This is a genomic window from Microtetraspora niveoalba (genome assembly GCF_001570405.1).
Taxonomy (GTDB): Bacteria; Actinomycetota; Actinomycetes; order Streptosporangiales; family Streptosporangiaceae; genus Microtetraspora; species Microtetraspora niveoalba.
Map to the genome: position 1 here is coordinate 96,723 of NZ_BBYM01000033.1, position 18,238 is coordinate 114,960.

Here is an 18,238-nt window from a genome sequence, read left to right on the forward strand (position 1 = left end):
CGACGGGCTAGCTGTGCAGGTCACGGATGCCGGCGAGCAACGTTGGCGCCAGATCCGGTAGGGAGACCAGGATATCCGGCAACGAGGGGTCGGCTTGGTTGTACACGAGCGGCGAGCCGTCGATCCGGCTCGCGTGCGCCCCGGACGCCAGCGCGACGGCGACCGGCGCGGCGGAATCCCATTCGTACTGGCCGCCCGCGTGGACGTACGCCTCGACCGCGCCCGTCAGCACGGCGGCGATCTTGGCTCCGGCCGAGCCGATCGGCACCAGGTCGGCGCCGAGCTCGTGCGCCAGCTTCTCCACGAACTCCGGCGGCCGGGTGCGGCTGACCGCGATACGGAAACGCCCCCGTCCGTCCTGGGACGAGGACGGCGACAGGGGCGGGGGCGGCAACAGCGGGGGCTCGGCGGTGGTGAGCGTCCTGCCCTGCGCGGGCAGCGCCACCGCGCCCGCCGTCAGCGCGCCGCGCTCCCACAGCGCCACGTGGACCGCCCAGTCGGACCGGCCCTCCTCGGCGAACTCGCGGGTGCCGTCCAGGGGGTCGACGATCCACACCCGCTCGGCGGACAACCTGCGCGGGTCCAGCCGCTCCTCGCGCGTGGCCTCCTCCGACAGGATCGCGTCGCCCGGCCGCAGCCGCCGCAGCGCCTCCATCAGTTGGTCGTGCGAACCCTGGTCTCCGGCGTCCTTCAACGCCTTCGGATCGGCGAAGCCCCGCTCGGCGCGCAGCCGCAGCAGCAGCTCTCCCGCCTCCGACGCCAGCTCTCCCGCCAGGATGTGGTCGTCCCGCATCGTCATTCAGTAAGCTCCCGCCCCGCGTATCACGGCCGACCACGTCTTCCACAGGATCTGCAGATCCAGCATGAGAGACCAGCTCTCGACGTAACGCAGGTCAAGCCGCACCGATTCCTCCCACGACAGGTCCGACCTGCCGTTCACCTGCCACAGGCCCGTCATGCCCGGGCGGACCACGAGCCGCCTGCGGACGTCGTCACGGTATCGCGCGACCTCCTCAGGAAGCGGCGGGCGCGGCCCCACCAGGGACATGTGTCCCTTCACCACATTGATCAATTGAGGCAGTTCGTCAAGAGAGCGGCGCCGCAGCCAGCCGCCCATGGGCGTGACCCGGGGATCCTGGCGGATCTTGAAGAGCACCCCGCCCGCGTCGCTGACCAGGTCGACCTTCCGCGCCTCCGCGTCCTGCCACATCGTGCGGAACTTCAGGATCGTGAACTCCACGCCGTCCTTGCCGACCCGCGTCTGCCGGAACAGCGCCGGCCCCGGGCTCGACACGCGTACGGCGACCGCGAGGGCGGCGAGCAGCGGCGACAACACGACGAGCGCGAGCCCCGCCACCACCCGGTCGAAGACGTTCTTGATGAGCTGCCGGATCCCGGCCAGCTCCGGATGTTCCACGTGAAGCAACGGCAGCCCCGCCACCGGACGGATCGTGGTGCGCGGCCCCGCCACCTCCATCAGGGCGGGCGCCACGACGAGGTCGGTCCGGCTGCGCTCCAGCCGCCACGCCAGCCGTCGCAGCGCCGTGCCGTCCAACTCCGGGCACGCCAGCACCGCCACCGTGTCCGCCTCCGCCTGCTCCACCACCAGCGGGACGTCGGTGAAGTCGCCGAGCACCGGCACCCCCTCCACCTCGCCGGAGGAGTCGTACGGCACGCACGCCGCGACGATCTCCATCCCGTGGTAGCGCTCACGCCGGAACCGCCGCGTCAGGTCGCCGATCGCGGCGCGGTGACCGACCGCCACCACCCGGCGCATGCAGCCGCCGCGCGCCCAGCGGCGATGCAGCCTGCGGCGCAGCGCGTACCGGGCGCAGAGGGTGAGCCCGGTCATCGCGGGCAGGGCGAGCACCACGTAGCCGCGCGCCACGTCGGTCTTCGTCACGTACGCGGCGATCGCGACGGCGGCGGTCAACGTGAAGCCGGACTGGGCGATGCGGCGGAACTCCTCCGACCCCACCCCGATCAGGCGCGGCTCGTACGCCCGGTTGATGCCGACCGAGCACACCCACAGCAGCGGCAGCAACGCGCTCATCACGACATACGGGGCGACGTACGGAGTAACCTCGCCGAACCGGGCCGCCACCGCGGCGGTCCCGGCGAGGAGAGCGCTGGCGACGTCGAGGAGGGCCGCGTGGAAGCGGTACCGCGAGGCCCATCTCGGCGGCCGGGCGACGGCAGACGACGACACCTTCCCCGCCGCGCCCACGGCGGCCGCCAGCTCGCCCTCCTGCACGCCCGCCCCCGCCCGTGGTCGATCCGTCACTGTACGCATACCAAGAGTGACGGAATGCTATCGGCCGTATGGCCGCGCTTGAGGAGAAATTCGTGAAAGCCGAAACGTATATATCCGTCGATATCGAAGCCGACGGTCCCATTCCCGGCCCATATTCGATGGTGAGTTTCGGCATGGCCGTCGCCGGGCGGATGACGGGCAGGACCTTCGAACGGCGCGATCCCGAGTCGGAGACCTTCTACGCCGAGCTGCGCCCGATCAGCGACGACCACGACCCCGCCGCCCTCGCGGTCAGCGGCCTCGACCGTGACACGCTGATCAGGGACGGATGGCATCCGGCCGAGGCGATGAGTGCCGCTGCCGCCTGGGTCCGCGAGGTCTGCGGGGACACGCTGCCCGTCCTCGCCGCGTTTCCGCTCTCCTACGACTGGATGTGGATTTACTGGTATTTCATGAAATTCACCGGGCAGTCGCCGTTCGGACACTCCCGGTGCCTCGACATCAAGACGCTGTACGCGGCGAAAGCCGGCGTCCCCGTCGCCTGGTCCACGAAACGGCAGATGCCGCGCGAGGTGAGATCCACCCGCCGGCACACCCACCACGCCCTCGACGACGCCGTCGAGCAGGCCGAGCTCTTCCAGAACCTCATGCTCTGGCGCGGCGGCGACCGGTCCACCGCCGCGCCGTCGGTCACCGAGGAGGCTTGACCGGGTTCAGGTCGCCCGCGTGGAACGCGTTCTGCGTGGCCTCCAGCCCCGTCCTGACCAGCGACTCCACCATGTCCGCCGCCCGGTCCACCAGGAACGGCAGATCCTTGCGCTCCGCCGTCGCGAAGTCCTTCAGCACGAAAGCCGCCGGATCCATCCGGCCCGGCGGCCGGCCGATCCCGAACCTGATCCGCAGGTAGTCACGCGTCCCCAGCGACTTCGTGATCGACTTCAGGCCGTTGTGGCCGTTGTCGCCGCCGCCCAGCTTCGCCCGCAACGCGCCGTACGGGATGTCCAGCTCGTCGTGCACCACGACCACGTGCGCCGGAACCACCTTGTAGAAGTCCGCGAGCGCCTTCACCGGGCCGCCGGACAGGTTCATGAACGACAACGGCTTCGCCAGCACCGCCGGCGCCCCCGCCAGCCGCCCCTCGACGATCTCCGCCCGCGACCTGTGCACCTTGAACCGGCCGCCGGCCCGCGCCGCCAGCTCGTCCAGCACCATGAAGCCCGCGTTGTGCCGGTTACCCGCGTACTCCGGCCCGGGGTTGCCCAGGCCGACGACCAGCCAGCGCTGATCCTCCATCACCGTCTCCTCATATGGGAAAGTCCCCCACAGGACATCCTGTGGAGGACCATCTCCCGCGAAACGTTCCTTACTCGGCGGCCTCGGCCGGAGCCTCGCCCTCGGCGGCCTCAGCGGCCTCCTCGCCCTCGGCGGGCAGCTCCGCGGCCTGGGCCGCGATCACGTGCAGCACCAGCGCCTCGGGGTCGCCGGCCAGCGTGACGCCGTTCGGCAGCCGCAGGTCGCCGGCGGTCACGGCGAAGCCGACGTCCTTACCGTCGACGTCCACCTCGACGCCCGTCGGAATGTGGGTCGCCTCGGCCTCGACGGACACGGTGACGAGCTGCTGGTCGACCAGGGCGCTGCCGATGACCTCACCGGTGACGGTGACGGGGATCTCGACGGTGACCTTCTCGCCGCGCTTCACGAGCAGCAGGTCGACGTGCTCGACGAAACCCTTGATCGGGTCGCGCTGGACGCCCTTGGGCAGCGCCAGCTCGTCGACGCCCTCACCCTGCACGTGGATCAGCACGTTGGCGGTGCGGAGCGCCAGCAGCAACTCGTGACCCGGCAGGGTCAGGTGCCGCGGCTCGGTGCCGTGGCCGTACAGGACGGCGGGGACCTTGTCGGCGCGGCGGATCTTGCGAGCGGCGCCCTTGCCGAACTGCGTGCGCAGCTCAGCGGCGATGCGAACCTCGGACACGGCACATCTCCTAGGGATGAGTCGACTGACGGATGGCGCGCTCCCCCTCACCCGCCCTAGCGGAAGGCGTTACGAGCGCAACTTGAGCAGACTACCCGAACCGCGGCCCCCGCCACTCCATCGGCGGAGGCCGCGGCTCACGAGACGATCAGCTCTCGCCCTCGAAGAGGCTGGTCACCGAGCCGTCCGTGAAGACCTGCTCGATCGCCCGGGCGATCAGCGGCGCGATCGACAGCACCGTCAGGCTGTCGAACCGCTTGTCCTCCGCCAGCGGCAGCGTGTTGGTGACCACCACCTCGGAGATCCGCGAGTTCTTCAGCCGGTCGACCGCCGGGTCCGAGAACACCGCGTGCGTCGCCGCGACGATCACGTCCGTCGCGCCGTGCTCGTACAGAGCGTCCGCCGCCTTGCAGATCGAGCCGCCCGTGTCGATCATGTCGTCGATGAGGACGCAGGTGCGTCCCTTGACGCGGCCGACCACCTCATGCACCTTGACCTGGTTCGCCACGTCCAGGTCCCGCCGCTTGTGGATGAACGCCACCTGGGTGCCCAGCGCGTCCGACCAACGCTCGGCCAGCCGCACCCGGCCGGTGTCCGGCGAGACGATCGTCGTGGTCGCCGGGTCGAGTTTGTCCCGCAGGTAGTCGATCAGCACCGGGGACGCGAACAGGTGGTCCACCGGCCCGTCGAAGAAGCCCTGGATCTGCGAGGTGTGCAGGTCGATCGACATCAGCCGGTCCGCGCCCGCCTGCTTGAACAGGTCGGCCATCAGCCGCGCCGTGATCGGCTCGCGGCCGCGGCCCTTCTTGTCCTGCCGGGCGTACCCGAAGAACGGCATGATCACGGTGATGCGCTTGGCCGAGGCCCGCTTCAGGGCGTCGACCATGATGAGCTGCTCCATGATCCACTTGTTGATCGGGGCCGTGTGGCACTGCATCACGAACGCGTCGCAGCCCCGGACCGACTCCAGATAACGCACATAGATCTCGCCGTTGGCGAAGTCACGCAGCGCCGTCGGGGTGATCTCCACCCCCAGGTTCGACGCCACCTCCTCGGCCAGCTCGGGGAACGCCCGGCCCGAGAAGAACATCAGGTTCCGCTCGCCCGCCGTCTTCTTTCCACTCACGACGCTCTCCTCGCCGAACATGCGGCCCTCATCCGGCAATCCGTCATCCGTACCCGCGGCACCTCGCTGTGCCCCCTTGCTCGCTCGCTGTGCACGCCCACGGCGGCTGTTTTCCCCTCGGGAAGTTACGCGGTCTCCCGCGCCTCGAACTCTCCCAGCGCCCCTCCCGGCGATCTCCGCCCTATCGGGCGGAGATCGCCGGTCAGCGCACTCGCTGTCTGCTGCGTACGGCTTTCACGCCGCTGGTGGTGGCTCTACTCCTGGTCGGCCTCTTCCTGAGCCGCCAGAGCGAGTCGGGCGGCCTCGGCCGAGGAGGTCCCGGCACGGCGGCGCGTGACCCACCCTTCGATGTTGCGCTGCCTGCCCCGGGCCACCGCCATCGCCCCGGGCGGGACGTCGTTGGTGATCACGGAGCCGGCCGCCGTGTAGGCGCCGTCGCCCACCCGCACCGGAGCGACCAGCATGTTGTCGCTGCCGACCCGGACGTGGTCGCCCACGACCGTGTGGTGTTTGTCGACGCCGTCGTAGTTCACGAACACGCAGGCGGCGCCGATGTTCGATCCGGTGCCGATGGTCGCGTCCCCGACATAGGTCAGGTGCGGCACCTTGGCGCCGTCGCCGATCGCGGCGTTCTTCGTCTCGACGTACGTGCCGATCTTCCCCTTGCGGCCGAGACGGGTGCCGGGGCGCAGGTACGCGTACGGGCCGACCGACGCCTGCGGGCCGATCTCCGCGCCCTCGCAGACCGCGTTGCGCACCACGGCGTCCTCCCCCACGACGGTGTCCGTCAGGGTGGTCGCCGGGCCGACGACCGCGCCGGCCCCCACCGTCGTCGCGCCGTGGATCTGGGTGCCCGGGTGGATCACCGCGTCGGGCTCGATCACCACCCCGGCGTCGATCCACGTGCTGGACGGATCGACGATCGTGACGCCCGCGCGCATGTGGTCCCTGAGGATGCGGTCGTTGAGCACCCGCCGGGCGAACGCGAGCTGGACCCGGTCGTTGACGCCCTCGACCTCGACGTAGTCGGCCGCGACGTGCGCCCCCACCCGGTGGCCGTCCTCACGAAGGATCGACAACACGTCGGTGAGGTACTCCTCGCCCTGGGCGTTGGCCGCGCCCACCCGCTTGACCGCGTCCGCGAGGAGCAGCCCGTCGAAGGCGTAGACGCCGGAGTTCATCTCGGCGACCGCCCGCTGCTCGGGCGTCGCGTCCTTCTCCTCGACGATCTCCAGGACCGCCCCGGTGGTGTCGCGAATGATCCGGCCGTACCCGGTGGGATCGGGCACCACGGCCGTCAGCACCGTGACCGCGTTGCCGTCCTCGGCATGCCGTTCGACCAGCTCGCGCAGGGTCTCCTCGCGCAGCAGCGGCGTGTCGCCGTACGTGACGAGGACCGTGCCGTTGATCGTGCCGACCGCCTCCAGGACAGTGCGTACGGCGTGGCCCGTGCCGTTCTGGCTGGTCTGGACGACGGTCAGCGCGTCCGGCGCGCTCTCGGCCAGATGGGCCTCGACCCGCTCGCGGGCATGGCCGATCACGACGATCAGGCGCTCGGGCCGCAGCCCTCGCGCCGCGCCGAGCATGTGGTCGACCAGGGCGCGACCGCACAGCTCGTGCAGGACCTTGGGGGTTCTCGACTTCATCCGGGTGCCCTCGCCCGCGGCGAGGACGATGACGGCGGCAGGGCGCGGCACACTCACTTGCGGGGGCTCCCTCGGATCCGCGATTGAAACGGGTCGGCCTCGAGGATCACGTACGGCTACCGCCAGGGCGTCGCACGGTCACCCACTCGACAAGGTGAGCTTACCTGCCGTCCCCAAGGCGGAATCCAGCCCCCACCTGGAACGCCGCCCCTCCGGAGGGTCACGGAAAGTGACGGTCGGGCACCCGATCGAGGCGACGTGAAGCACCCTGATGACCGCATCGGGCCCGTGGTCCCGATGTTCACGTTGCCGGACACTTCGGACAGTAATCGTAAACCCCATCTGATCAGCCGAAATCGGGTTCTATGAACGGGTCGCCTCGTAGCCGGGGAGCGCGGCCGGTGCGGTCCGGGTCGCCGGGCGCATGGTCAGGATCAGTGCCGCCAGTCCGGCGAAGATGACCGCGGCGACGACTCCGGTGACGTGCAGCCCGGCGGTGAACGCCTCCCGCGCGGCGTGCAGCAGTTCCGCGCCCTGGCCGGCGGGAAGGCGCCCGGCGGCGGCGACCGCGCCGGCCAGCGAGTCGGACGTCCCGTCCATCCGGCCGCGGTAGACCACCGCGGCCAGCACGCCGACCAGCGCGAACCCGAGCGAACCGCCGAAGTAGTTACTGGTCTCCGACATCGACGCCGCCGAGCCGGCGCGCTCGGGCGGTACGGCTCCGACGACCAGCCCGGTGCCCAGCGCGAACAGCGGGCCGGTGCCCAGTGCCAGCACGGCGATGCCGGTCATCACCAGCGGCAGCGCGCTCGCACCGCCGACGCCGACCAGCAGCAGGCTGCCCAGTGCCGACACCACCAGCCCGCCGGCGATGGCGGTCGTCTGCTTCATCCGCCGGGCCAGCGCCGGCGCGGCCATGGTGCCCGCCGCCGTGCCCAGGCCCATCGGCGCGAACAGCAGCGCCGACGCGACCGGCGAGAAGCCCAGCACGCTCTGCAGGTACTGGGTCACCAGCAGGCCCGTGCCCGCCATGGCGATGCCGGCGAAGACCAGCCCGACGAGCACGGCCGTGAACGGGCGGTTGCCGAGCAGCCGCAGGTCCAGCAGCGGCGTCTCCAGGCGCAGTTGCCGGCGGACGAACACGAAACCGACGGCCGCGCCGGCGACGAGGGCCACCGCCGGGACGACCGGCACGCTCTCGACGGTCAGCTGCTTGATGCCGTAGACCATCGAGAGCACCGCCACGAGGGACAGTGCGACGCTGGCCGGGTCCAGCCGGCCGGCCCGGTCGTCGCGGAACTCGGGCAGCAGGATCGGCCCGGCGAGCAGCAGCACCGCCATCGCCGGCACCGCGGCCAGGAACACCGATCCCCACCAGAAGTGCTGGAGCAGGAATCCGGCGAGCACGGGTCCGAGCGCGCCGCCGGTGAACTGGCAGGTCGCCCAGATCGCGATGGCCTGCCCGCGCTGCCGCTGATCGCGGAACATGTCGGTGATGAGGGCGAGGGTGGACGGCATCAGGGTCGCGCCGGCGACGCCCAGCAGCGCCCGCACGACGATCAGCATCAGCGGGCCGGCCGCGAAGGCGGCCACGACCGACAACACCGCGAACGCCGCTCCGCCGATCATCAGCAGCCTCCGGCGTCCGATGCGGTCGCCGAGCGTCCCCATCGTGATGACCAGGCCGGCCACCATGAACCCGTAACTGTCACTGATCCACAACTGCTGGACATTGGTGGCGCCCAGGTCCGCGCTCAGCTGTGGGAGGGCGAGGAGCAACGCCGTCGCGTCCATCGCGACGAGCAATGTCGGCAACGCCAGGACGACCAGCCCCAGCCATGCCCGGTTGACTCGCATATCGAAAACTCCCGGTTCTCTCGACGTTTCGCCGGGTGGTCGGAGCGGTCGAGCGCTTCTTGACATCGGCTCGGAAGGAAATCTCCCCCGCGTCCGCCGCGGCCGGATGTCACGTGACGACATCGCGGTCCGGGCGGCGGGACGGCGACGACTCGTGAAGAATTTCCGGCGGGGGATGTCAAGACGACATCGGCGGCTCCGACCAACTGGTCGAAGAGCCCACCCGGGGCTCGTGGGTCACGAGGAGTACGACATGAAGTTCCTGATCAGCATGCACATCAACCCGGCCGTGCTGGACGCGCTGACCGACGAGGAGAAGGCGGCGATCGGCGACGGCCACGGCAGGTTCATCGAGGCGCTGAAGAAGTCCGGCGAGCTGATCCTCACCCAGGCGCTGGTCGACCCGTCACAGGCCGCCGTGGTGTCCGTACGCAACGGCCAGCCGGTGGTGACCGACGGCCCCTTCCTGGAGTCCAAGGAGTATCTGGGCGGCTTCTACCTGATCGACTGCGAGAACAAGGCGCGGGCGATCGAGCTGGCGGCGCGGATCCCGGACACCGCGATCGAGGGGCTGGGAGTCGAGGTGCGGCAGGTGATGTTCGCTGACGGACAATTGGAGGCATGACCGCACCGGCCATCGAGGACCTGCTGCGTGAGCTCACGCCGCAGGTCCTCGGTGCGCTGGTACGCCGGCACGGCCAGTTCGAAGGCTGCGAGGACGCCGTACAGGAAGCCGTGCTCGCCGCCACCGTGCAGTGGCCTGCCGAGGGGGTGCCGGACAACCCGCGCGGCTGGCTGGGGACCGTCGCGTCGCGGCGGCTCATCGACCAGATGCGCAGCGACCACGCGCGCCGCGAGCGGGAGTCGGCGACGGCCGTCGAGGTGGCGCCCGAGGACGTACCGGACACCGACGACACGCTCGACCTGCTGTTCCTGTGCTGCCATCCGACGCTGACCCCGGCCTCCCAGACCGCCCTGACGCTGCGGGCGGTCGGCGGCCTGACCACCGCCGAGATCGCCCGCGCGTTCCTGGTGCCGGAGGCGACGATGGCGGCCAGGATCAGCCGGGCCAAGCAGCGCATCAAGGCCGCCGGCAGCTCGTTCAGCCCGCCGGACGACGCGGAGCGCGAGGAGCGGCTGCGGGTCGTCCTGCATGTTCTCTACCTGATCTTCAACGAGGGCTACACCGCCTCCTCGGGCAACGAGCTCCACCGCGCCGACCTCGCGCACGAGGCGATCCGGCTGACCAGGATGGTGCACGCGCGACTGCCCGAGGACGGCGAGGTGACCGGACTGCTCGCGCTGATGCTGCTGACCCACGCCCGCAGGAAGGCACGTACGACGGCCGCCGGCGACCTGGTGCCGCTGGACGAGCAGGACCGCACGAAGTGGGACCGCGGGCTGATCGACGAGGGCACGGCGCTGGTCAAGGCGGCACTGGCCGGCCCGACGCTGGGGCCTTACCAGTTGCAGGCCGCCATCGCCGCCACGCACGACGACGCGGCCACGGCCGCGGCGACCGACTGGCGGCAGGTGCACGCGCTCTACCTGGTCCTGGAACGGATCGCGCCCAATCCGATGGTCACCCTCAACCGGGCGATCGCGCTCGCCGAGACCGAGGACCCGCCGGCCGGGCTGGCCCTGCTGTCCACATTGGACGGCGACGAGCGGATGGCCGGGCATCACCGGCTGCTGTCCGTACGCGCGCACCTGCTGGAGAAGGCCGGCGACACGGCCGGGGCGTACGAGCACTACCGGCGCGCCGCGAGGTCCACCGCCAGCGTCGCCGAGCGGCGCTACCTGGAGTCCCGGGCAAGCCGGGTGAGGACATAGACCCGGAGACGCCCCTGGCGTCGAGAAGGCCGTCCCACGGGGACAAAGAAGGAGCCTGGCCGGTCTCACCATCCGACCAGGCTCCGAACCTGTTCCTACTGCTCCCGGGAGAGGATTCGAACCCCTACATACGACACCAAAAGACGTTGTCCTGCCTGGTTAGACGACCCGGGATGGTCTCGAACCTCCGGTGAAGGCTCGGATCCTCGCCCTAGCTTACCGATCGAGGGCAGGCTCTGCCGATTCGATCGACGCGTCACGGAAGATCCCTTCGACCCAGCCCTCGATCTTTCGGTAGAGCCAGGCGCCACGGCGGACCTCCACCCGGAGACAGCCGTGGTAGTCCTCTCCGACATTGCTCCGCGCGGTCGCGGGCCGATGCCTCTTGATGATGGGGTTTCCGAACCGGTGCGCCGGGCCCCCGGTCTGCTCCAGCCAGAACCTCTCCGCTTCCGCTAGGTCCGCCGTCTCGTGGATGCAGACATGAAAGGCCACATCCTCGGGATCCACCCCGGCCGCGCCCAGGAACCGCAGGAAGAGGCGGATCAGTCCGGGGTCGCTGTTCATGAAGACGACGCGGTCATAACGACGGCCCGGCTTGTTCTTCCCTCCTTCGCACCAATAGGCCACAGCGCCGGCGACGAGGAGATCCTTCTCCGAGAGCGGGCCGACCATCGCGGCCGCCTCGCTGCGAATCGCCCGCCTGCGGGCCTCGCGCTCGTCTCGCTCGGTCTCCCAGTAGCGCCGCACACCTTCGGCGGCGCGCCGCTTGCGCTGCTCCGGACTGAGCCGTGAGGGCTCGGGCAGGTCACGAACCCAGAGCGACACCGAGGACTTGGAAACGCCCAGTGCGCTCACGATCTCGTTGTAGGACCGACCGGCCAGGCGAAGCTCACGGGCGCGCGCTCTCATGTCGTCTTTGGCGTTGGCCCGCAGCGGGGATCCGGGCGGGATCACATCCCGGAGCAATTCGTTGAGAGTGCCGTCGCTGCCGACGTTGAGGAGTTCCTTGATCTGGGCGCGGGACTTGCCGGCGGCTCTGAGAGTAATCGCCTGAGCACGAAGCACCTCAAAACGGGCTAGCTGCTGAGGGGTTCTCGCCATGAGCAGAACATTAGTTCGCATAACTCAAAGTCGCAAATCGATTACAGACAGTACGTACGAGCACCTCGGAGGCACGGCCAGGAGGTCTCCAACGAGGGACAAAGGTTGCCCCGGCGCCCTGGCCTCCCGCCCGCCGAAGGCGCACGCTTTTAGCAGATCGGATGTCACTTCCACAAGGCGTGGATGCGCCACGAGTTGGGGTGGGATTGAGTCACCTTCCCTACATTCGCGGCTTAGGAATTCCTAACTTACGATGGCGTAGGTTACGGTGGCGTAGCCGGACATCTTCCCCACTTCTTCGCGAGGTAGCCCATGACTGTCCTCACCGAACGTCCTGCACGGCAGCCCAAGCCGGAGTTCGAGCCGGAGCCGAAAACGAGAGCAGAACTCATCACCTTCGGGGTGGTGGTCGGGGCTCCCATCCTCGCCATAATCGCCGCTGTGCCGTTCGCCTGGGGATGGGGCCTGGGCTGGAGCGATGTCGCGATCTTCGCGGTCTTCTACGTCGTGTCCGGCCTCGGGGTCACGGTGGGCTTCCACCGCTACTTCACGCACGGGTCGTTCAAAGCCACACGGGCCATGAAGATCGTCCTGGGGATCGCCGGCAGCCTCTCCCTCGAGATGTCCGTCCTCGACTGGGTCGCCACCCACCGCAAGCACCACAAGTTCTCCGACAAGGAGGGCGACCCGCACTCGCCGTGGCGGTTCGGCCCCGGCTTCAAGTCGATGTCCAAGGGGCTGCTCTACGCGCACATGGGCTGGCTGTTCGAGTCCGAGCGCACCAACCGCGAGAAGTACGCGCCGGACCTGATCAAGGACCCGGACATCATGAAGCTGCACAAGTCGTTCGGGGCCCTCGCCGTCACCTCGCTGTTCCTTCCGGCGCTGCTGGGCGGGCTGGTGACCTGGTCCTGGCAGGGAGCGGTCACCGCGTTCTTCTGGGGCACCCTGATCCGCATCGGTCTGCTCCACCACGTCACCTGGTCGATCAACTCCATCTGCCACGTCTTCGGCGAGGAGGCGTTCGAGGTCCGCGACAAGTCGCGCAACGTCTGGTGGCTGGCGATCCCGTCGTTCGGCGAGTCGTGGCACAACCTGCACCACTCCGACCCCACCTGCGCCCGGCACGGCGTGCTCAAGGGGCAGATCGACCTCAGCGCCGGCCTGATCCGCTGGTTCGAGAAGGCCGGGTGGGTCCACGACGTGCGCTGGCCCAGCGAGGAACGGCTGGCGGCGAAACGACTTGGATGACCCAGCCGATATCTCCTCTCGGCGCCCACCGGCTGTCGCCCTGCCTCTCGCTCCGGCGGAGGCGTCGGCGGCAGCCGTACGCAGGCGTCCGGGCGCACTGAAGGACGAGACGGCGGCGACACCGGAATCCGTCGACGCATCCAAACAGGCCATCATGGGACGTGTGAACGACTCCTCCCGATCCCGGCGACGCATGACGGGCGCGGAGCGACGCGAGCAGCTGATCCAGATCGGCCGCGCGCTCTTCGCCGAGAAGGGCTTCGACGGCACCTCGGTCGAAGAGATCGCCGCGAGCGCCAAGGTCTCCAAGCCCGTCGTCTACGAGCACTTCGGCGGCAAGGAGGGCATCTACGCGGTCGTCATCGACCGGGAGATGCAGCGCCTGCTGACCCTGGTCACGCAGGCGCTGTCGGCCTCGCACTCGCTGGTGAAGCTGGAGCGGGCGGCCCTGGCCCTCCTCCAGTACATCGAGGAGAGCAGCGAGGGCTTCCGCATCCTGGTCCGCGACTCGCACGCGGCGTCCGGGACGGGCACCTTCGCGAGCCTGATCAGCGACATCGCCAGCCAGGTCGAGGACGTGCTGGCCGACGAGTTCAAGGAACGCGGCTACGACCCGAAGCTCGCGCCGATGTACGCGCAGATGCTGGTCGGCATGACGGCGCTCACCGGGCAGTGGTGGCTCGACGTGCGCACGCCCCGGCGCGAGGAGGTGGCCGCGCATCTGGTCAACCTCTCCTGGAACGGCCTGACCGGCCTGAATCCGAATCCGCAGCTCACGGCCGCCACCCGCGGCCTGGTGCTGGGCCCCGGCTCGGAGGTCCGTACGGCACGGCCGGCCGAGCGCGACCCCAAGGAGCAGGACAAGGCGCGGGAACGCGACCCCAAGGAGCAGGAGAAGCTCCAGCGCGAGCAGCAGAAGGCCCAGCGGGACCAGGAGAAAGCCCGCGAACGCGAACAGAAAGAACGCGAAAAGGCCCGCGAACGCGAACTCAAGGAGCAGGAGAAGCTCCAGCGCGAGCAGCAGAAGGCCCAGCGGGACCAGGAGAAAGCCCGCGAACGCGAACAAAAGGAACGCGAAAAGGCCCGCGAACGCGAACTCAAGGAGCAGGAGAAGGCCCAGCGCGAGCAGCAGAAGGCGCTGGAGCGGCAGGCGCGCCGGGCGGGCAAGACAGGCGGACCCGAGCAGGCCGACGCGCACTGACTCCCGCCTGACGCCCCTTCTCCCCGGCGCCCTTTCCACGGCGACCTTTCCACGGCGCCCTTTCCCCGGCCCCGCCCCTGTGCTCGCGCCGCCCGCCGGGCCGGACGGCACGCCGCCTCAGACGGCCCGGGCCACGAAGAAGACGCGGCGGAACGGGAAGGCCGTGCCGTACGGGCGACGCGGGTACGCCTCGGCGAGCAGGCGCGCACAGTCGGCCAGGAAGTCCTCGCGGCGGCCGGGGGCGAGCCGGGCGAGCATCGGACGCAGCGCGGTCCCCTTGATCCAGCCGAGCACGGCGTCCTCGCCGGGGAGCACGTGTATATAGGTGGTCTCCCAGGCGTCCACCGCGCAGCCGAGCCCGGCGAGCAGTTCCAGGTAGTCGACGGGCTCGCCGACGGGCGCCTCCCGCACCAGGTCTCCCAGGTCGTCACGCCACTCCGCCGAACCGCACAGCCGGCGGATCAGGGCGTGGCTGGGCGCGTCGAAGTTGCCGGGCACCTGGAACGCCAGCCATCCGCCCGGGGAGAGGTCCTCCACCCAACGGGCGAGCAGGTCGCGGTGCTCGGGGACCCACTGGAGCAGCGCGTTCGACACGATGACGTCGACCGGGCGTCCCGGGCGCCAGTCCCGCACGTCGGCGACCTCGAACCCGAGGCGCTCCGCGCGGGGAGCCTTGTCGATCATCGCGGCGGACGAGTCGACGCCGTGGACCGTGGCGGTGGGCCAGCGTACGGCGAGTTCGGCGGTCAGTTCGCCGGTGCCGCAGCCGAGATCGACGACGTACGCGGGGCTCTCCGCGTCCACCCGGCGGACCAGGTCGTGGAAGGGCCGCGCCCGTTCGTCGGCGTACGTCCGGTAGATCGCGGGATCCCAGATGTCCGCTGCCATGAAGATCCTCTCATTCATCTTGACATCAAGATGCTTCACGCCAAGATACTCTGTGTCTCGGTTTCTCGATGTCAAGAGAGCTAAAATCGACTCCATGTCGCATTCCAGGGCCACCGAGGACGAGGTGGACCGGCTCGTCGCCGCCTGGCAACAGGAACGCCCGGATCTGGACGTCAGCCCCCTCGAGGTGCTCAGCCGGGTGTCGCGGCTCAGCCGTCACCTGGACCGCGCGCGACGGGCGGCGTTCGCCGAGCACGATCTCGAGTCCTGGGAGTTCGACGTGCTCACCGCGCTCCGGCGCTCCGGGAGGCCGTACGAGCTGAGCCCGGGGGCGCTGCTGCGGGCGACCCTGGTCACGTCGGGGACGATGACCAACCGCATCGACCGGCTGACCGCCTCCGGATTGGTCACCCGGAACCCCGACCCCGAGGACCGGCGCGGCGTACTCGTGCGACTGACCCCCGAGGGACTCGAGCGGGTGGACGCCGCCTTCGCCGGGCTGTTGCGGCGCGAGCGCGAACTGCTGGCCGGCCTGGGGGAACGCGAGCAGCGCACGCTCGCCGCCCTGCTTCACACCCTGCTCGTCCCCTTCGACGCCTCGGACGGCGCGGCGCACTAGAACCACCCGCAGCGCCAAATCTTCACTAATCGCAATAAAGCGGACAAACCGCTCTATTCGTCATGCCTCGAATCAGTGAATTATCGGGCCAGAAACTGTGATTTAGGTCACACGAAAGACGGATGGGCGTGCCGCCGCCGGGAGCGCCGGAATCCGGAGACACCCCGGGGCGATCAGCGGAAATACCGCGCCGTACATCTCTGACGGTCCCAGCGGCCCGTCCGGTTCCACTGGTTCACAAGATTTTTTCAGCTTTGACCGCACCGGCCCCTTAGGTAACGTCCGAGACATCCCTTTACTGACGGATGGGACGCACATTGACGTCCCACGACAGACCGAGGAGCAACCCCTCATGAAGCGCACCCTGGCTTTCGGTGGCCTCGTCGCCACCGCCGGCCTCCTGGCCGCCGGTCTGGCCGCCCCGGCCCAGGCGACCAACAACGTCTCCACCGACACCCTGGCGAACACCAACCTGGCCGCCAAGCAGGTCGCCGCGTTCTGGTACGGCGAGGCGAAGGCCAACCTGCTCAACGCCACCCCCTACGGCGTTGAGACCAAGATCGTCGCCAAGCACGTCTCCAAGGGCGGCCCGGCTGCCGACAGCAAGCCCGGCGTCGTGCCCGCCATCGGCGACGAGAAGAAGACGACGTCCAAGTCGAAGAACGTCAACCTGCCCAAGACCTCGGGCAAGGTGTTCTTCATCGGCGCGGACAAGAAGCCGCACTGGTGCACCGCGACCTCGGTGCAGTCGAACTACCGCAACCTGGTCGCCACCGCCGGCCACTGCGTGTACGACACCGGCTCGAACGCCGCCACCATGGACAAGTGGGTCTTCGTCCCGGGTTACTACCAGGGCAAGACCCCGTGGGGCATCTACGTCGGCAAGCAGGCCTTCACGCACTACGACTACGACGTCTACGAGGACGGCGACCGCGACTACGCGTTCGTGACCGTCTACAACGGCGTCCTGCCCGAGAGCGCGAAGGTCGACAAGGAGTACAAGTCCGAGGTCTACGCCACCAAGGCGGAGGCGGACGCCGCGAAGGCGAAGCTCCAGGCCGACAAGAGCACCGTGTGGTCCGACCTGCAGGTCGTCGAGATCCCGGGTGACAGCAGGCCGAAGGCCGCCACCGTGGCCGACTTCCAGGCCCTGAACGAGGGCAAGGACCTCACCGGCAACGGCCCGTGGGCCGCGAACACCGGCGCCAACAGGGCGTACGAGATCAGCAAGTGGGAGTACAGGTCCAACGAGGACTCGTACACCAGCAAGGACGGCAAGACGCTGTACTTCCGGACCAAGGTCGAGGGCAAGCGCCACGACCACGGCCAGGAGTACAAGTACTTCAAGCGGACCTTCTGGACCAAGGCCGCCGCCGGCTACCAGGTCGTCGGCAAGACCTTCTCCATCGGTCTGAAGGACGTCGGTCGTCTCGGCGACAACGTGGGCGGTCAGGGCCTGGCCTACAACCAGAAGGTCGGCAAGAACGTCTTCGTGTTCGGCTACCCGAGCGGCACCCACCCGGACGGCAACAACGCCTTCACCGGCAAGACCCTCAAGTGGACCTACGGCAAGACCTTCGCGGTCCAGGCCCCGTCCATCAAGGGCGAGGAGCTCGTCGGCACCAAGTCGTCGTTCACCGGCGAGGGCGCCATCGGCTCCTCCTGGCTGCTGAACTACAACAACGGCCGCCGTCTCGGCTACCTCAACGGTGTGACCATCGGCGTCTCCGACACCGACGGCAACAACCGTTACGACACCAGCTTCTCCCCGTACTTCGACGGCGAGACCTACGGCGTCTACAAGTCCGCGGCCGCCGTGTGGTCCGGCAAGATCGTCTGATCTTCGATCAACCGATCTGAGCCGAGGTGACGACCTCGGCACCCCTCCGTGACGGAGAAGGGACCCGGCATCCAGCCGGGTCCCTTTTTCGGGTTCCCGTGTCCTCGCGTCAGCGGGACACCGCGGGCGGCCGCTCCCCCGAGGACCGGCGCGGCGTACTCGTGCGACCGCCCCGTCAGGGCTCGATCAGACGGAGGACGCCCTCACCGGGCCGTCGCGGAGCGAGCGCGAACCGCTCGCCGGCCGGGTGAGCGTGGACAACGCACGCCCACCATCCTGCTCCCATTTCTTGCTCGGCCGCTTCGACGCTTCGGACAGCGCACCGCACCGAATTCCTCCTGCCCCTTAATCCCGCTTTTCTCCCACAAAACTGGTCAAATAGGACATCGCGCCATGATGTGGCAGTGAGATTTGCGGATAAAACTGTGATTTAGCTCACAGTCGACTGTGAATGCGTGGCCACTCTGGAACTCCAGGGGGAGCCGATCGCCCCAAGTTGATCAGGGGAAACAACGATCCCTACGGGTCTGACGGCCCCACCCCTCCATCCGGTTCCACCGGTTCGCGACTTTTTCTCGGCTTCCCTCGGAGCAAACCCTCAGCTAACGTCCTTTGTCATCCCTTTACTGACGGATGGGGCGCGA

The 18,238-nt window shown here is 69.1% G+C and carries 16 protein-coding genes and 1 tRNA gene; 7 read left to right on the plus strand and 10 right to left on the minus strand.

Going from position 1 to position 18,238, the window contains the following annotated elements; translation table 11 throughout:
* Positions 1-7: 7 nt before the first annotated feature.
* Positions 8-799, minus strand: coding sequence for a 3'(2'),5'-bisphosphate nucleotidase CysQ (locus AWQ70_RS29035; protein ID WP_067182834.1), 792 nt, complete (start codon positions 797-799; stop codon positions 8-10).
* On the minus strand, positions 800-2,293 hold the full coding sequence (locus AWQ70_RS29040) for a sugar transferase (RefSeq protein ID WP_084517924.1): 1,494 nt from the start codon (positions 2,291-2,293) through the stop codon (positions 800-802).
* Positions 2,294-2,346: 53 nt separating this feature from the next.
* Here AWQ70_RS29040 and AWQ70_RS29045 point away from each other — a divergent pair, with 53 nt between their 5' ends.
* Complete coding sequence (locus AWQ70_RS29045; RefSeq protein ID WP_245647195.1) at positions 2,347-2,961, plus strand: 3'-5' exonuclease family protein; 615 nt, start codon at positions 2,347-2,349, stop codon at positions 2,959-2,961.
* On the opposite strand, the gene pth is transcribed toward AWQ70_RS29045, so the two are convergent.
* The 5 genes from pth to AWQ70_RS29070 form a co-directional block, all read right to left on the minus strand.
* Positions 2,945-3,547 carry an aminoacyl-tRNA hydrolase gene (gene pth, locus AWQ70_RS29050; RefSeq protein ID WP_067182841.1) on the minus strand — a complete coding sequence of 201 codons (603 nt, stop codon included), beginning with the start codon at positions 3,545-3,547 and terminating at the stop codon, positions 2,945-2,947. The two genes, AWQ70_RS29045 and pth, sit on opposite strands and share 17 nt — an antisense overlap.
* A 70-nt stretch (positions 3,548-3,617) precedes the next feature.
* Positions 3,618-4,229, minus strand: coding sequence for a 50S ribosomal protein L25/general stress protein Ctc (locus AWQ70_RS29055; RefSeq protein WP_067182844.1), 612 nt, complete (start codon positions 4,227-4,229; stop codon positions 3,618-3,620).
* 148 nt (positions 4,230-4,377) lie between these two features.
* Complete coding sequence (locus AWQ70_RS29060) at positions 4,378-5,355, minus strand: ribose-phosphate diphosphokinase (RefSeq protein WP_067182926.1); 978 nt, start codon at positions 5,353-5,355, stop codon at positions 4,378-4,380.
* A 254-nt stretch (positions 5,356-5,609) separates the two neighbouring features.
* Positions 5,610-7,058, minus strand: coding sequence for a bifunctional UDP-N-acetylglucosamine diphosphorylase/glucosamine-1-phosphate N-acetyltransferase GlmU (glmU, locus tag AWQ70_RS29065; RefSeq protein ID WP_067182847.1), 1,449 nt, complete (start codon positions 7,056-7,058; stop codon positions 5,610-5,612).
* A gap of 306 nt (positions 7,059-7,364) precedes the next feature.
* Complete coding sequence (locus AWQ70_RS29070; RefSeq protein ID WP_067182850.1) at positions 7,365-8,858, minus strand: MFS transporter; 1,494 nt, start codon at positions 8,856-8,858, stop codon at positions 7,365-7,367.
* A 253-nt stretch (positions 8,859-9,111) separates the two neighbouring features.
* Between AWQ70_RS29070 and AWQ70_RS29075 the strand changes: the two genes are divergently transcribed.
* Entirely contained in the window at positions 9,112-9,483 is a 372-nt protein-coding gene (locus AWQ70_RS29075) for a YciI family protein (RefSeq protein ID WP_067182929.1), read from the plus strand.
* Positions 9,480-10,691, plus strand: coding sequence for an RNA polymerase sigma factor (locus AWQ70_RS29080; protein ID WP_067182854.1), 1,212 nt, complete (start codon positions 9,480-9,482; stop codon positions 10,689-10,691). The genes AWQ70_RS29075 and AWQ70_RS29080 overlap by 4 nt, the downstream gene beginning before the upstream one ends.
* Positions 10,692-10,792: 101 nt before the next feature.
* Here AWQ70_RS29080 and AWQ70_RS29085 read toward each other — a convergent pair.
* A tRNA-Gln gene (locus AWQ70_RS29085) sits at positions 10,793-10,865 on the minus strand.
* Between the two features lie 42 nt (positions 10,866-10,907).
* Positions 10,908-11,795: a hypothetical protein gene (locus AWQ70_RS29090; protein WP_067182857.1), complete on the minus strand. Its 888-nt coding sequence runs from the start codon at positions 11,793-11,795 to the stop codon at positions 10,908-10,910.
* A 312-nt stretch (positions 11,796-12,107) separates the two neighbouring features.
* Here AWQ70_RS29090 and AWQ70_RS29095 point away from each other — a divergent pair, with 312 nt between their 5' ends.
* Positions 12,108-13,046, plus strand: coding sequence for an acyl-CoA desaturase (locus AWQ70_RS29095; RefSeq protein ID WP_067182861.1), 939 nt, complete (start codon positions 12,108-12,110; stop codon positions 13,044-13,046).
* A 154-nt stretch (positions 13,047-13,200) separates the two neighbouring features.
* A complete protein-coding gene (locus AWQ70_RS29100) occupies positions 13,201-14,247 on the plus strand; it encodes a TetR/AcrR family transcriptional regulator (RefSeq protein WP_084517925.1) in 1,047 nt (348 codons plus the stop codon).
* A 117-nt stretch (positions 14,248-14,364) separates the two neighbouring features.
* Here the strand turns inward: AWQ70_RS29100 and AWQ70_RS29105 are convergent, their stop codons facing one another.
* Positions 14,365-15,135: a trans-aconitate 2-methyltransferase gene (locus AWQ70_RS29105; RefSeq protein ID WP_218004700.1), complete on the minus strand. Its 771-nt coding sequence runs from the start codon at positions 15,133-15,135 to the stop codon at positions 14,365-14,367.
* A 94-nt stretch (positions 15,136-15,229) separates the two neighbouring features.
* On the opposite strand from AWQ70_RS29105, the gene AWQ70_RS29110 reads away from it, so the two are divergent.
* Together AWQ70_RS29110 and AWQ70_RS29115 are read left to right on the plus strand one after the other, a co-directional pair.
* Positions 15,230-15,754, plus strand: a complete 525-nt coding sequence (locus AWQ70_RS29110) for a MarR family winged helix-turn-helix transcriptional regulator (protein WP_067182868.1) — start codon at positions 15,230-15,232, stop codon at positions 15,752-15,754.
* Positions 15,755-16,106: 352 nt separating this feature from the next.
* The gene (locus AWQ70_RS29115; protein ID WP_067182872.1) at positions 16,107-17,594 is read left to right on the plus strand and encodes a trypsin-like serine peptidase; all 1,488 of its coding nucleotides are present in this window, start codon (positions 16,107-16,109) and stop codon (positions 17,592-17,594) included.
* The last annotated feature ends 644 nt before the right edge of the window (positions 17,595-18,238 follow it).

Excerpts from the sequence above, each read along its gene's own strand:
- AWQ70_RS29035 (WP_067182834.1), bottom strand. The coding sequence starts at position 799 with ATGACGATGCGGGACGACCACATCCTGGCGGGAGAGCTGGCGTCGGAG.
- AWQ70_RS29040 (WP_084517924.1), bottom strand. The coding sequence starts at position 2,293 with ATGCGTACAGTGACGGATCGACCACGGGCGGGGGCGGGCGTGCAGGAG.
- pth (WP_067182841.1), bottom strand. The coding sequence starts at position 3,547 with ATGGAGGATCAGCGCTGGCTGGTCGTCGGCCTGGGCAACCCCGGGCCG.
- AWQ70_RS29070 (WP_067182850.1), bottom strand. The coding sequence starts at position 8,858 with ATGCGAGTCAACCGGGCATGGCTGGGGCTGGTCGTCCTGGCGTTGCCG.
- AWQ70_RS29075 (WP_067182929.1), top strand. The coding sequence starts at position 9,112 with ATGAAGTTCCTGATCAGCATGCACATCAACCCGGCCGTGCTGGACGCG.
- AWQ70_RS29080 (WP_067182854.1), top strand. The coding sequence starts at position 9,480 with ATGACCGCACCGGCCATCGAGGACCTGCTGCGTGAGCTCACGCCGCAG.
- AWQ70_RS29090 (WP_067182857.1), bottom strand. The coding sequence starts at position 11,795 with ATGGCGAGAACCCCTCAGCAGCTAGCCCGTTTTGAGGTGCTTCGTGCT.
- AWQ70_RS29095 (WP_067182861.1), top strand. The coding sequence starts at position 12,108 with ATGACTGTCCTCACCGAACGTCCTGCACGGCAGCCCAAGCCGGAGTTC.
- AWQ70_RS29100 (WP_084517925.1), top strand. The coding sequence starts at position 13,201 with ATGGGACGTGTGAACGACTCCTCCCGATCCCGGCGACGCATGACGGGC.
- AWQ70_RS29105 (WP_218004700.1), bottom strand. The coding sequence starts at position 15,135 with ATGGCAGCGGACATCTGGGATCCCGCGATCTACCGGACGTACGCCGAC.
- AWQ70_RS29110 (WP_067182868.1), top strand. The coding sequence starts at position 15,230 with ATGTCGCATTCCAGGGCCACCGAGGACGAGGTGGACCGGCTCGTCGCC.
- AWQ70_RS29115 (WP_067182872.1), top strand. The coding sequence starts at position 16,107 with ATGAAGCGCACCCTGGCTTTCGGTGGCCTCGTCGCCACCGCCGGCCTC.